This window comes from Pseudomonas sp. NPDC085632 (genome assembly GCF_044541255.1).
Taxonomy (GTDB): Bacteria; Pseudomonadota; Gammaproteobacteria; order Pseudomonadales; family Pseudomonadaceae; genus Aquipseudomonas.
This window is the reverse complement of the sequence record NZ_JBITSX010000011.1, coordinates 21,715-34,881: the sequence shown is the minus strand read 5'-3', so window position 1 is coordinate 34,881 and position 13,167 is coordinate 21,715. Positions and strand designations below refer to the sequence as shown.

The 13,167-nt window shown below is 60.1% G+C and carries 11 protein-coding genes; 1 reads left to right on the top strand and 10 read right to left on the bottom strand.

Annotated features, from left to right (window positions below; all coding sequences use genetic code 11):
• From ACIF4X_RS10955 to ACIF4X_RS10910, 10 genes are read right to left on the bottom strand one after another with little or no spacing between them, the layout of a single operon-like run.
• On the bottom strand, nt 1-1,137 hold the full coding sequence (locus tag ACIF4X_RS10955; RefSeq protein WP_397482123.1) for a glycosyltransferase: 1,137 nt from the start codon (nt 1,135-1,137) through the stop codon (nt 1-3).
• A complete protein-coding gene (locus tag ACIF4X_RS10950) occupies nt 1,130-2,098 on the bottom strand; it encodes a glycosyltransferase (protein WP_397482122.1) in 969 nt (322 codons plus the stop codon). Before ACIF4X_RS10950 ends, ACIF4X_RS10955 begins: the two co-directional genes overlap by 8 nt.
• A complete protein-coding gene (locus ACIF4X_RS10945; protein WP_397482121.1) occupies nt 2,095-3,468 on the bottom strand; it encodes an O-antigen ligase family protein in 1,374 nt (457 codons plus the stop codon). Before ACIF4X_RS10945 ends, ACIF4X_RS10950 begins: the two co-directional genes overlap by 4 nt.
• Nucleotides 3,465-4,556, bottom strand: a complete 1,092-nt coding sequence (locus tag ACIF4X_RS10940; protein WP_397482120.1) for a glycosyltransferase family 4 protein — start codon at nt 4,554-4,556, stop codon at nt 3,465-3,467. Before ACIF4X_RS10940 ends, ACIF4X_RS10945 begins: the two co-directional genes overlap by 4 nt.
• On the bottom strand, nt 4,553-6,145 hold the full coding sequence (locus tag ACIF4X_RS10935; RefSeq protein ID WP_397482119.1) for a GumC family protein: 1,593 nt from the start codon (nt 6,143-6,145) through the stop codon (nt 4,553-4,555). Before ACIF4X_RS10935 ends, ACIF4X_RS10940 begins: the two co-directional genes overlap by 4 nt.
• Nucleotides 6,146-6,161: 16 nt before the next feature.
• Nucleotides 6,162-7,187: a polysaccharide biosynthesis/export family protein gene (locus tag ACIF4X_RS10930; protein WP_064120077.1), complete on the bottom strand. Its 1,026-nt coding sequence runs from the start codon at nt 7,185-7,187 to the stop codon at nt 6,162-6,164.
• Nucleotides 7,188-7,208: 21 nt separating this feature from the next.
• Entirely contained in the window at nt 7,209-7,856 is a 648-nt protein-coding gene (locus ACIF4X_RS10925) for a CpsD/CapB family tyrosine-protein kinase (RefSeq protein ID WP_397482118.1), read from the bottom strand.
• Complete coding sequence (locus ACIF4X_RS10920; RefSeq protein ID WP_397482117.1) at nt 7,856-8,602, bottom strand: sugar transferase; 747 nt, start codon at nt 8,600-8,602, stop codon at nt 7,856-7,858. The genes ACIF4X_RS10925 and ACIF4X_RS10920 overlap by 1 nt, the downstream gene beginning before the upstream one ends.
• An 18-nt stretch (nt 8,603-8,620) precedes the next feature.
• Nucleotides 8,621-9,658 (bottom strand): NAD-dependent epimerase, encoded by a 1,038-nt coding sequence (locus ACIF4X_RS10915; protein ID WP_397482116.1) that lies wholly within the window; start codon nt 9,656-9,658, stop codon nt 8,621-8,623.
• Complete coding sequence (locus ACIF4X_RS10910; RefSeq protein WP_397482115.1) at nt 9,655-11,007, bottom strand: UDP-glucose dehydrogenase family protein; 1,353 nt, start codon at nt 11,005-11,007, stop codon at nt 9,655-9,657. The genes ACIF4X_RS10915 and ACIF4X_RS10910 overlap by 4 nt, the downstream gene beginning before the upstream one ends.
• Before the next feature lie 391 nt (nt 11,008-11,398).
• On the opposite strand from ACIF4X_RS10910, the gene ACIF4X_RS10905 reads away from it, so the two are divergent.
• Complete coding sequence (locus ACIF4X_RS10905) at nt 11,399-13,096, top strand: sulfatase-like hydrolase/transferase (protein WP_397482114.1); 1,698 nt, start codon at nt 11,399-11,401, stop codon at nt 13,094-13,096.
• The last annotated feature ends 71 nt before the right edge of the window (nt 13,097-13,167 follow it).

Sequence of the window (13,167 nt, the reverse complement as noted above, 5' to 3'; positions counted from 1 at the left end):
TTAACGGTTCTGTTCAGGATTCCACTGGGCATACCGCTGACCGCGCAGGAACTGCCACAAACCGAGACTCATCCCGGCGAGGGTGACCAGCAGAAACGCGGCGAGGCGGAAGGGTTTTGGCAAACGGTGTTGCGAATCCAGCAGCCCGGCAATCGCGATGGCGTAGCCGAACAGTTGCGCGATCAGGGCCAGGCGATAGAAACCGTGCTCGTCCCACAGCCAGAAGTTGCTCAGCAACAGCGGCAGCAACAGGATCGGTGCGAGTCGGCGGATCAGTTTGTGGCTGATCAACGCAATCGAATACAGACCATATTTCAGCGGATTGAGCAGCTCGCGACGTTGCGCAAGGCTTTGCAAACCACCGACGGTGACACGCTGACGGCGGCGGAATTGTTTGTCCGCCTCATCGACGCCGTGATCGATCACTTGCGCCTCAGGCACATAGACGATGCGTTTGTGCGCAACCGGTGCGCAGGTGCTGATGAAGAAGTCGTCGTTGACCTCGGCCGGCACGTTCTGGAACAACTCGCGGCGCAGGGCGAGCAGGGCGCCGTCGGCGGAGACCATGCAGCCGGTGCGGTTCTCGACCCGGCGCAACCAGCCTTCGTAATGCCGATAGAGGCTGTCGCCGACGCTCAAGCCAGCGCCAGTCACGGGGATGACCATATGCCCGGCACAGCCGCCGACGTTGGGGTCATTCAGTGGTGCGAGCAAATAACCGAGGGTTTCGCGCGACCATTGGTTGTCGGCGTCGGTGAACACCAGAATGTCGCCGGTGCTCAGCGCTACACCCGCATTCAGCGTGGCGGCTTTGCCCTGGCGCGGCAGGTCGAGCACGCTGATACGCGGGTCAACGACCTTGTGTGCGCAGGCCACAGTGTCGTCGGTCGAACCGTCACTGGCGAGAATGATCTGCAGCGAGGCCGGCTGATAATCCTGCGCCAGCAACGTGCGTAACTTGTGCTCGATGTGCCGCGCTTCATTGTGTGCAGCAATCACAATGCTGACGTTCAGCGGCGGCGCCGGCGTGTGGCGCCAGGCCGGGAACAATGGCGCCAGAATCGTCAGCAGCAGCGGGTAGCCAATATAGGCGTAGACCGGCAGCAACAGGCACATCCAGAAAATGAATTCAGCCACGGGCAGGCCTCCTGGCGTTCCAATGACACAGACTCAGAATGAACGCGGCGCCGGCCAGGTGCAGACGCACCCAGTGCAGGCCCCACAGTTGCAGAGTCAGGCCGATATCGTGGTGTTTGGCGCTCTGGCGCAGGCTGAGCACCAGCCCCGGCAGGCTGGTGATTGCCACCATGATTGCCGCGTGATGCGGGAAGCCATCGAGCAGTGCCGAGATCGCCAGAAAATCCAGCACCCAGACCAGCAGCGAGAGCATCGGGAAACGCAGCAGGCGCAAGCTGAAACCGTGGGTGCGCAGCAGTTGCAGATGACTGCCCTGGCGCCACAACTCCTTGCCCATCCACTCGCGCCAGTTCATTTCGTAACCCCAGTGCAGGGCGACGTTATCGTTGATCGACAGCAGCCGCGCGCCCTGTTCATGTAGGCGCAGGGTGAATTCCTTGTCCTCGCCGGTGCGCAGGCTTTCGTTGAAACCACCGACCTTGTCGAACCAGCGCCGACGCATCAGCAGGTTGGCACTGGGCAGCCAAGTCACGGCGTGGGAAGTTTGCGAAGACACACGCAACGTGCGTTTTTGCCACGTAGTGGCGTACCACGGCGCTTCGGCGGGGGTGTGCAGATCAAGGGCGAAGACGTCGGCCTGACCGCTGCCTTCAATGTCGAACAATGGTTTGAGCCAGCTCTCCGGCATTTCAATGTCGGCGTCGATAAATGCCAGCCATTCACCCGTGGCGATCGCCGTACCGCGATTGCGCAGGGCGCCGATCAACAGTCCCGGCAGCATCAGCACTTGCGCGCCGAACTGGCGGGCGATGTGTGGACCCTGATCGCTCGAGCCGTTGTCGACCACGATCAGCTCACACTCGACATTGGCCGCATGCGCGGCTTTCTGCGCAGCGAGCAAGGTGCGGCCAATGTGCCGCGCCTCATTGAACATCGGAATAACGATGCTGATCCGGCTCATGCTGTGGCCTCCGTGGTCCGTGGCGCCTGCTCGGCTTTCAGGCGCAGGACGCTGGTCAGCGCGAGCATGATCCACACGTACTTCTGGTTCGGCGCGCTGAGAAACATCAGGAACAGCGTCAGCGAGAGAAAACTCACGCCCAGGTGGGTCATCAGATCTGTCTGATACGAATTGCCGCGCAACATCCACGCCGCCCGTGCGCGAATCAGGTTGTACAGACCGAGGCCGAGCATGCCGACGAACAACAACCCGGCAGGCACGCCCAGTTCACTGAAGATTTCCAGATAGGTGTTGTGCGCCCGACGATAGAGATCGCCGATCTTGCGGTTGGCGGAAAACGCCTTGGCGTAACCGGTGGTCGCGTAATGCAGCGGGAAGGTGCCGGGGCCCGAGCCGAGCAGCGGGTTCTCGCGGATCATCTGACTGCCGACGACGATGTACGAGGCGCGGCGGCCGAGGGATTCGTCGTTGTGACCCTTGGCGCCGGCGCTCAACACGCTCAGCGATTGAATCCGAGCGAGGTAACCGGCGGGCATCGCGTAAATCGCCAGCGGAATCACGATGGCCGCGCCGAGCATGGCGAAACCCAGATGCCGTGGCCGAATACGGGTCAGTTGCGTGCGGTAGTGCCAGCAGCCGATCAGCAGGCTCAAGGCCAATACCACCAGCCCGGAACGCGACTCGGTTTTGGTCATCCCGCCCAACAGCAGCAGGCAGCAACCGCCCCAGAACAACCGGTGCAACAGGTTCGGGCTGCGAATCACCAGAAACAGTCCCATCGGCACGGCAAAGGCGATCAGCAGGGCGAACGCGTTGGGGTCTTCGAGCAAACCCGCTGCACGGCCCTGATCCTGGAACTTGGTCGAGAACATCGCCATCGCGCAGGTAGTGCTGACGGCGAGGGTGACCAGACGGGCAAACAGATCAAGGTTCAGCTCGCGGCCGATCAGCAGGGTGATGACAAACAGGATCAGCCCGACACTCAACTCGCGAAGGTGCCCGAGCGACATGCCCAGGTCATCGGTGTTGAGCAGGCTCAGGAAGTACAGCACCATGAACCAGATCAAGTAGCGCCAGATATTGCTGCGCAGGCGCTCCGACGGAATCTGGTGCAGCGCCAGTTGCAGCATCAGAATCACCGCCAGCCCTGCGCCGAGCAATTTGCTCCCGGAAAACGAACTGTCCTTGAAGAAACCTTCAAACGGCACCAGTGCGGCAATGCCCAGCAGGCCCCAGGTCGGTTTGCGATACAGCACCGCAAATCCCACCAGGCCGAGCACCACTCCCGGCGCCAGATACGGATAAGGGCTGGCCAGCAAAGCGATGCAGACCAGACTGAGCAGACTGACGATCGAGAGCGGGAAAATCATGCGCGTGCCTCCCGTGCCGTGCGGATGTACATCTGCGACCAGCGTTCGGCCAGGGCCTTGAGGTCGTAGCGATCCTGTTGCGTGCGTTTTGCGTTGTCGCGCAGTTGCCGGGCCAGTTTCGGCTCGCTCAACAAGGTGTCGAGCTGGCGGGCGAGGTCAGCGCAATCGACCGGTGTGGCGAGTAAACCGTTGTGCCGGTGTTCCAGCACATCGGGAATCCCGCCGACCGCGAATGCCACCACCGGCACCCCGGCCTGCATGGCTTCGAGCAAAATCATCGGTGTGCCTTCGGTGCGCGAGCTGATCACCAGCGCATCGAGTTGCTGCCACCACGGTTGCATGGCGACCTGATAACCAGGCAAATGAATGCGTTGCTGCAAACCGGCGTGGTCGATCCGCGCCTGCAACGCCTCGCGTTCCGGGCCATCGCCGAGCATCACCGCATCCAGTTGCGGATGCTGATGACACAGCGGGATCAAGGCATCGAGAAACAGATCGGGGCCTTTCTCGCTGCTCAATCGGCCGACGTAACCGGCCAGCCAGCGCTGCCGATCCGCATCCGGCACCAGCGCCGCAGCGGCTGGCAAACCATTGGGGATCACCTGCAACTTCTCCGCCCGGACGCTGGCCTGACGGTGCAGCACAGCGATGCTTTCCGCCACGCAGACCACCCGGTTCACCGACGCCGTGCGGCACAGTTGCAGGCTCAGCCAGGTGTAGAACTTCTGCTTGCGACTGCGCGGAGTAAAACCGTGTTGAGTGATCACCAGCGGCAGACGCCACAGCGTTGCGCCGACCCAACCGAACAACAGCCCTTTGAAATTGTGCGTATTGATCAGCGGCTTTTCACCGCGACGCTGACGCAAGTGCCGCAGCAAATCCCCCAGCCCGGCACAGCCGCGACAATCCACCCCAGCCTCACGAAAGCGCGCGATCAGTTCTGGCGGCGCGTCGAGAAACAGCACCTGATGCTGTCCCGGCGTCGCCAGACAATGATCCAGCAACATCCGCTCGGCCCCATAGAAGCCGCCGCTGCTGAGCAAATGAATGATCGGCAGCGCGGCAACAGGGCAGGGTGCGGTGTTCAATTACGCACCCAGTGCAGGAAGCTTGGCACCGTCCAGTTCTTGTGCGGATTGCTCGGCAGCGCGTTCTGATCGTTGATCACCAACAGCACCGGTACGCCCAGCTCGTGGCTGATTTGCGCCGGATGTTTGAAGCGGTGATCGAAGAACTCACGCACGTAGACCAGGGCAATCGCCAGCAGCAACCCGGTGAACAAACCGAACGGGATGATCAGACCCGGTTTCGGGAACGCCGCTTCGGTCGGTTCGAACGGTGGGCTGAGCACGCGGGCGTTGGACAGATCGTCGTTGAGCGCGCCGGTGGTGCTGCTTTCGGCAAAACGCTGGGCGTAGGTCGAGAACGCGGCGTGCAGCGCATCGATCTCGGTGTCCATCTGCCGCAGCTTGCTTTGGGTCTGCTGCAACTCGTGGATGCGATTTTTGAACTCGGCGATGCGCGCAGTTTTCTGTTCGATCACCTGCTTGACCACCGCTAGATCGGCGGTGCGTTCCTGAATGCGGTTGCTCACCACTTTGAGGAATTGGCCACGGGTGCGAGCGATCTGTTCACGGGTCAACAGCATCGGTTCGCTGCCAGGCTGGAACACCGCCAGATCATTCATGTAGCGGCTGACCTGGGTGGTCAGTTGTTCGCCCATCTGTTTGATTTCCCGATCCTCGAACGCCACGTTGTCGACAGTGGTGGTGAAGGTGTAGGGGAAGGTGTAATCGTTGAGCTTGTTATTGCTGGCAGCGGCCAACGCGGTTTTCAGGTATTCGAGCCAGCGCTGGCTCTGCAACAGGCGATCCTGGTACAGGTTCAGCGCTTGTTCTTCAGTGTTGATGGCGTTCAGACGGAAGGTGATTTCCTCCTTCGGATCCGACGAACCGACACTTTCCAGCAAGGCTTGACGATTGCCTTCCAGGCCATCGAGGCGCACTTGATAGAGGTGCTTCTTCGACTCGTAAAAGGACTGCGGCAAATCGATCGACTGCAAAGCCTGACGACTGAACAGATAGTTCTGCAGCAAGGCTGAAACAAACGTCGTGCCCTGATGCGGATCGGGGAAGCTGTAGACGATCGAGATCACGTTGGAGCCGGGCAGGGTCTCGATTTTCAGACTGTCGATGGCCTGTTGGGTCAGCGCGTCGAGGGCGGTGTCGCGCACCGGATCAGTCTCAAGTCCAAGCACGTTGCGCACGGGGTTGATCACGTACTGGCGCAGCGGTGAACTGACGTAGCGCTTGAACGGCTCGGCCACCAGTTTGCTGAAGATGCCCGGCGAAGGCGTGTACTCGCCCTTGTCGCGCAGTTCGCTGATGGTCTGCCGGATCAGCGCCGGCGAACGGAGGATATTGCTCTCGGTTTCCATGTCCGCCAGCGATGGCGGAATGAAGGTGGCGTTGTCCACCGTGAGCGACGTGGTGGCGTCACCCTGGGAGAGTTTTTTCGACTGCACGATGACCTGCGCGGTGATATCGAAGCTCTGTTTGAGCACCAGCGGCAGGAGCAGGGCGATGACTGCAAAGATCAGGAAGACCCGTTTCACCAGTTGCTTGTTGGCAAAGAAGATCCTGAAGAACTCATGCAGGTAGTTTTCCTTTGGATTCATGTCGGTCACCTGAGAGTCAGTTGTTGTTGCTGTCTTTGTTGTCGACGCGGTAGCCGAAGCTGAACCCGACGCCCTGGAACAGCACCACATCAGCCAATTGCCGGGCGAGTTCGCCGGCGCTGGCCAGTTTGGTTTTCGGCACGTAGAGCATGTCGTCCGGTTGCAGATACGCGATCTGCGAAGCATCGCCGGACAGCGCTTTCTCGACGTCGTAACGCACCGCCTGCACCTGATTGCCGTTGCGGCGCATGATCACCACCGAATCCAGACGGGCCTTGACGTTGGTGCCACGGGCCAGGGTCAGTGCTTCAAGCACCGACACCGGCCGGCGGATCGGGTAGGAACCCGGTTGGCCGACTTCGCCCAGCACATAGATTTCGTTGCCGGCGGTGGATTTCAGCAGCACATCGACGGTCATCCGGCCGGGCAGTTGCGCGTATTTCTTGTTGAGGAAGGTTTCCAGTTGATTGACGGTCATGCCTTGCAGCGGCACGGCGCCGATTTCCGGGAAGCTTGCGTAACCGTCAGTGCCGACGGTGATCTCGCGGCTCATGCCGGTGGCCGGGTGGTTCAGCGCGCTTTTCAGGTTCTGCTCATTGGTCAGCGGGCTGATGATCTGCACGGTCAACTGATTGCGGTTGGGCTGGAACAGTTGCTTGCGCTGATAGGCGCGCTGGATTTCTTCGCGCGCCTGATCACTGGTCAGCCCGGCGATTTTCACCGAGGTGTTGGCGCCCGGCAGTTCGATGGTGCCGTCGGGCAGCACCAGTTGATTGCCGTTGAGCTGGCTGGCAGCGGTGAAGTTCAGGCCGATCTGGTCACCTGACTGCACACGGTAAGCGTCCGAGCCGCTGGTACTGATATGGAAGATCACATCGAGCACATCCTGCGGACGCAGGGTCTGTTCGATCTTCGGCATATCAGTCGCCTGGGCGTTGGCCGGCGTGGCGGTGAGGATATTCACCGGCATGTTCTGGGTTTCGGAGGTGCTGGAGCAACCTGCAAGCGGCAGCATCAGCAGCACAAGAATCTTGGCGTTCATGGCGTCATCCTTCGCGTTCGCTTAGAGGTTTTTGTAAAGCCATTTGGGCATGTAGTACTTGCGTCGGTTGAACACGCTGCCGACCACTTTCGCCCCGGCCTGAGTCAGGCGTTGCACGGCGGCCTGGGCGACTTCCCAGCGCGTGTCTTCGGCGCGCACCACGAACACCACGCCATCGACTTGCGTACTGATCACCAGCGTGTCGGCGGCGGAGTACACCGCGTCGCCGTCGATCACCACGAAGCGGTACTGGCTGCCCAATTGATCGAGCAACGGGCTCAGACGCTCGGCGGTCAGGTGTTCCATGGTGCGGATCGGCCGACCATTCGGCAGCACGTGGAAGGGCAGGCTCGACACCTGCACCACGCAGTCCTGCAACAGCGGCGGGTTGTCCGGGTTGAACAGCAAGTCACGCAGGCCGCGCTCCTTGCTCAGGTTCAGTTGCTGCGTGAGGTTGCTCGCCGACTGGCTGGCGTCGACCAGCAACACTTGGCCGCTACTCATTTGCGCCAGTTGGCTGGCCAGCGCCAGGGCACTGGTGGTGGTGCCGGCGCCAGGGTTGGCAGCGGTCAGGAACAGGATCCGCAGATCGAGATCCTGCACGGTCGAGGTCAGGTTCGATTCGCTGGGGTTGGCAATGCTCAGGCTTTTGTTGGTTGAACCGTCCATTAGCTTGCTCCGTGGCCGCTGAATACTTTGAAGGGGGTTTTCAACAGAATCTTCAGATCAAGCAAAAGGCTCTGCTCGGCGATATAGCTGAGGTCCAACTCAACGCGCTGGTCGAAGTCGATATTGCTGCGTCCGGAGATCTGCCACAGGCCCGTCATGCCGGGGTAGATCGCCAGTCGGGCGAGGTGATTGTCCTTGTAGCGGTAGGCGTTGAACGAGGTCGGACGCGGGCCGACCAGGCGCATGTCGCCGGTGAATACATTGATCAGATTGGGCAATTCATCGAGGCTGGTGCGCCGCAGAAAACCGCCGATGCGGGTGATGCGCGGGTCGTGGTCGATCTTGAAATCGATGGCGTCGGCACCGTGCTTGTTGAGGTGACGCAGTGACTCTTTCAACTCTTCGGCGTTGGCGACCATGGTGCGGAATTTGTACATGCCGAACTTGCGACCGCGATAACCGGTGCGTTTTTGCACGAACATCACCGGGCCTTCGCTGGTGAACTTGATGGTCAGCGCCAGGCCGATCAACAGCGGCGAAATCAGCAGCAGAATCATCAGGGCGCCGAGGCAGGCGACCACGCGATTGGTGCGCGACAGTTGCCACGGGCGACCGCCTTCGCGACCGGTAACCCAGCCGCGACCCTGGCGGTGAATCGCAGCATCCAGGCGCATGCGCTGCTCTGGATCGATGCGCTTGTCACGCTGCAGCTGTTGGATCGGTACACCTTTTTCATGTCCAGTCATGGAGTCCTCCGCTGATGTTCAGCCGCGAGCGGCGCGTGGGCGATAGGCAGTGGGGTAGTAGTCGCGAAACCATGCGATGAAGCAACCGAGTCCTTCATCCAGCTCGATGCGTGGCTGGAATCCGGTGGCCTGTGCCAGATCGTCGGTTTCGGCACAGGTGTTGAGCACGTCGCCCGGTTGCAGCGGCAACAGCTCGACAATGGCTTTCTGGCCGAGGTGTTTTTCCATCAGCGCCAGATAGGTTTTCAGTTCCACCGGGTGGTGGCCGCCAATATTGAATAACCGCCACGGCGCCATGCTGGTGCCGGCGTCCGGGTGCTCGCGATCCCATTCGGGGTGGGCATGCGGCGGCTGATCGGTGAGCCGGGCGATGCTCTCGACAATGTCGTCGATGTAGGTGAAGTCGCGCTGGTGTTCGCCGTAATTGAACAGTTTCAGCGGCGTGCCGTCGCTGATCGCTCGGGCGAACTGGATCGGCGACATGTCCGGCCGGCCCCAAGGCCCGTACACGGTGAAGAAGCGCAGGCCGGTACTGGGAATGCCGAACAGGTGGCTGTAACTGTGCGCCATCAGTTCATTGGCTTTCTTTGTCGCGGCGTACAGCGAGAGCGGGTGATTGACGCCGTCCTTCACCGAGTACGGTGTGTGCTGATTGGCGCCGTACACCGAACTTGACGAGGCGTAAATCAGGTGTTCGACCGGGTGATGCCGGCAATTTTCCAGAATGTTGAGGAACCCACTGAGGTTGCTGTCCAGATACGCCCGTGGATTTTCCAGCGAGTAACGCACCCCGGCTTGCGCGGCGAGGTGAATCACCACTTGCGGGCGTTCGCGGACGAACAGTGCTTCGATGGCCGAGGCATCGGCCAGGTCAACCGTGGCGAGCTGGAAATCGCCAACCTGCTCGCGCACCCACTGCACGCGGTCGTGCTTGAGTTGCGGATCGTAGTAGGCGTTGAAATTGTCCAGACCGACCACCGCGTGCCCGTCGCGGATCAGCCGCAACACGCAATGGGCACCAATGAAACCGGCCGCACCGGTGACCAGCACCTTCATGGCCGCAGCCCTTCGGGGGCAATGTGGCGCAGACCGATGCCGCTGTAATGCAGGCCGGCGGCCGCCACTTGTTCCGGGTTGTACAGGTTGCGGCCGTCGATGATCACCTTCGAACGCAGCTTGTCGGCGAGCAGCTCGAAATCGACCACGCGGAAGTTTTTCCATTCGGTACAGATCACTAGCGCATCGGCGTCTTCCAGGGTGTCGTCGCGGGTGGCGCACAGGTGCAGATCGTTGCGGTAACCGTAGAGGCGCCGGCATTCGGACATGGCTTCCGGGTCGTAGGCCTGCACACTGGCGCCTTCGGCCCACAACGCATCCATCAGATATCGGCTCGGTGCTTCGCGCATGTCATCGGTGTTCGGTTTGAACGCCAGGCCCCAGATGGCAATGGACTTGCCGGCCAGACCTTGCGGGAATTGCGCTTTCAATTTGCTGAACAGGATGTGCCGCTGCAGGTCGTTGACGTCGGTGACGCTGCGCAGCAATTTCAACGGCATGCCGTTGTGTTCGGCGGTGTGCAACAGGGCGCGCAGGTCCTTGGGAAAGCACGAGCCACCGAAGCCGCAGCCCGGATAGATGAAGTGGTAGCCGATGCGCGGGTCGGAGCCGATGCCTTTGCGCACCGCTTCGATGTCGGCACCGAGCAGTTCGGTGAGATTGGCCAACTCGTTCATGAAGCTGATGCGCGTGGCGAGCATCGCGTTGGCGGCGTACTTGGTCAGTTCGGCGCTACGATTGTCCATGAACATCAGTTTTTCGTGGTTGCGGCAGAACGGCGCGTACAGCTCGCTCATCTGCTCGCGGGCCGCGTCGTCGCGGGTGCCTACGATAATCCGGTCTGGGCGCATGCAGTCGGCGAGGGCGCTGCCTTCCTTGAGGAATTCCGGGTTGGAGACCACACGTACGGTCAGACTGCTCTTGTCGCGGCGCTGCAATTCGCTGTTGGCGGTGGCGAGTACTTGATCCGCCGTGCCGACCGGCACCGTGGATTTGATGATCAGCGTGCGATCGGCTTCCATGTGCGAGGCGATCTGCCGGGCGACATTGAGTACATGGCTGAGGTCGGCAGAGCCATCCTCATCGGCCGGGGTGCCGACGGCGATGAAGATCAGCTCGGCGTGTTCGACCGCGTCGCTGGCCTGGGTGCTGAACAGCAGACGGCCGGCCTTGATGTTCTCCTCAAGCGTGCTGGACAAACCGGGCTCGCTAATGGGCGGCACCGCTTGTTGCAGTTGTTTAATCTTGTTCGGGTCAATATCCACGCATAAAACCCGATGACCGACATCTGCAAGTGCGGCGGCTTGTATTAGTCCAACATAGCCCGTGCCAAATACGCTCACGTCCATCTGCGCACCCTCGATAGAGCGAAAAGAAGAAGTTCAAAATGAGACTGTCAAAAGGGGTATAGCGCAGGGTTTGAAAAGCGTGTCAGCAAAATGACATGTTGCACCTGTATAACAGCCCCAATTTTGGGGGCGATTGGCCATCAAGTGCTTGCTATTGCTGGATTTGTCCCGTGCTTGACGCTTTTTTCACATTTCAAAGAAAACGATGGACGGTCGAAGGCCGCGAATTTAAAGGCTTTCAGCGACTTGAGTGTGTCAGATTTGAGTCATCGGTTTTTTGACGCTTTGTAAGAAAGTCAGCCATTTCTTGCGCTTTGATGGCCGGGTGCTAGTGTCAGATTTTGACCGACAAACGATTGACTCAATGCCGTTTTGTGCGACCGGAATTGCCATGTTTCGATATTTGAAAGAACTGCTTTTAATTATTTATTTGCTGCTTTATTCCGAATATTACATTGATCGGTTAAATGCTATCGGCCCGGGTTTCGCTGTACTTCTTTTTGGCGCGATGTTTTTGGCGCTTACTTTAGCGTTATATCTAACGGCGTATATACGACAGGCACTCATCCGGCATGTGTTCGCATTTGTGATGTTTGCCTCGGCGGTATTTTTCGATGTCTACACCCGGGTCACTGCGGATTACCTGAGCTACAGCAGCTTCGTCTCGCTGGTGTATTCCGGCGGTTTCATTCAGGAAGCGGCATACCAGTATCGAGGCGCGATCCTGCACGGCGCCGTCAGTGGTTTGCTGTTGTTGTTCGGCATCGGTCTGAAGCCACGCCACGGTTTGTCGATTCCCGACGCGCTGCGGGTAGCGGCGCCGTTGTGCGGCGTGTTGCTGCTCAGTGCCGTGCTGTTCTTGCGTGCGGGTGAGGGCGCGCGGGGCTTGCCGATCATGTACACGCCGCTGGCCTATCTGAATCTGTTTGCCTATGAGGCGCTGCACAACACGGTCGGCCCGCGCGAACCGGTGACACTGGCGCGCGCTTCAGAAGCGGTCGGCCATGACATCGTGCTGATCATCGACGAAAGCATCTCTGGCAATTATCTGGACATCAACGCGCCGTACGGTGTGCACAGCAACCTCAAGCAAGCGCCGCACGGCGTCGACATCTTCAATTACGGCTACGCCGCGTCCATCGCCAATTGCAGCGCCGACACCAACGTGACCCTGCGCTATGGCGGCACCCGCGCCGACTACATGCGCATCAACAGCACGTTGCCGTCGATCTGGCAGTACGCCAGGAAGGCCGGGCTGCGCACCGTGTACATCGACGCCCAGCGTACCGGCGGCAACCTGCAGAACCTGATGACCGATACCGAGAAGAAGGACATCGACGAGTTCGTGCAATTCGACCAGACCAGCGTGCGCGACCGCGACATGGCCGCCGCGGCGAAGCTGATCGAATTGCTCAACGATGACAAGCCGGAGCTGGTGGTGATCAACAAGGTCGGCGCGCATTTCCCGGTGCACGACAAATACCCGGACGCGTTCATGGCGTACCGCCCGACCTTGCCGCGCGGGCAGTTCACCGAGGTGGCCGATACCGGCGAGCGCAACGGTTTCAACGGCCAGCCGGATGACTGGGTGCTGTACCGCAACGCCTACAAAAACACTGTGTTGTGGAACGTTGGCGAGTTTTTCGCGCGGGTGTTCGCTCAGGGCAATCTGAACAATGCGCTGCTGATCTACACCTCTGATCACGGCCAGGATTTGCATGAGCGCGGTAATCCGGGCTTGAACACGCATTGCGGTGGCGATCCGGTGGAAGAAGAAGGGTTGGTGCCGCTGGTGGTTATTCAGGGCCGTGAACTGAAGACGCTGGATTGGTCGGCGCAATTAGCGGCGAACAAAGATCGTTCCAGCCACTACAACATCTTCCCGACCCTGTTGCAGTTGATGGGCTATGACCTGGCGGGGATCGAAGGGGTTTATGGCAAGCCGCTGACGGTGCCGACGGCGGATGAATTTACCTTCAACTATCGCTTCAATGCGCGGTTGGGGGCCAAGCCTGAGTGGAAGCACATTGATCTGGGCAGCATTGTCACGCCGTCGCAGGCGCCGGCGAGTGTGGCGGCCGGTCAGTAGATTTTGGGTTGGCAGGACTGACCCCATCGCTGGCAAGCCAGCTCCCACAGTGTTTTAGGGTGAATTCAATA

Coding starts and splice junctions, on each gene's coding strand:
- ACIF4X_RS10950 (WP_397482122.1), bottom strand. CDS start 2,098: ATGAGCCGGATCAGCATCGTTATTCCGATGTTCAATGAGGCGCGGCAC.
- ACIF4X_RS10945 (WP_397482121.1), bottom strand. CDS start 3,468: ATGATTTTCCCGCTCTCGATCGTCAGTCTGCTCAGTCTGGTCTGCATC.
- ACIF4X_RS10935 (WP_397482119.1), bottom strand. CDS start 6,145: ATGAATCCAAAGGAAAACTACCTGCATGAGTTCTTCAGGATCTTCTTT.
- ACIF4X_RS10930 (WP_064120077.1), bottom strand. CDS start 7,187: ATGAACGCCAAGATTCTTGTGCTGCTGATGCTGCCGCTTGCAGGTTGC.
- ACIF4X_RS10925 (WP_397482118.1), bottom strand. CDS start 7,856: ATGGACGGTTCAACCAACAAAAGCCTGAGCATTGCCAACCCCAGCGAA.
- ACIF4X_RS10920 (WP_397482117.1), bottom strand. CDS start 8,602: ATGACTGGACATGAAAAAGGTGTACCGATCCAACAGCTGCAGCGTGAC.
- ACIF4X_RS10915 (WP_397482116.1), bottom strand. CDS start 9,658: ATGAAGGTGCTGGTCACCGGTGCGGCCGGTTTCATTGGTGCCCATTGC.
- ACIF4X_RS10910 (WP_397482115.1), bottom strand. CDS start 11,007: ATGGACGTGAGCGTATTTGGCACGGGCTATGTTGGACTAATACAAGCC.
- ACIF4X_RS10905 (WP_397482114.1), top strand. CDS start 11,399: ATGTTTCGATATTTGAAAGAACTGCTTTTAATTATTTATTTGCTGCTT.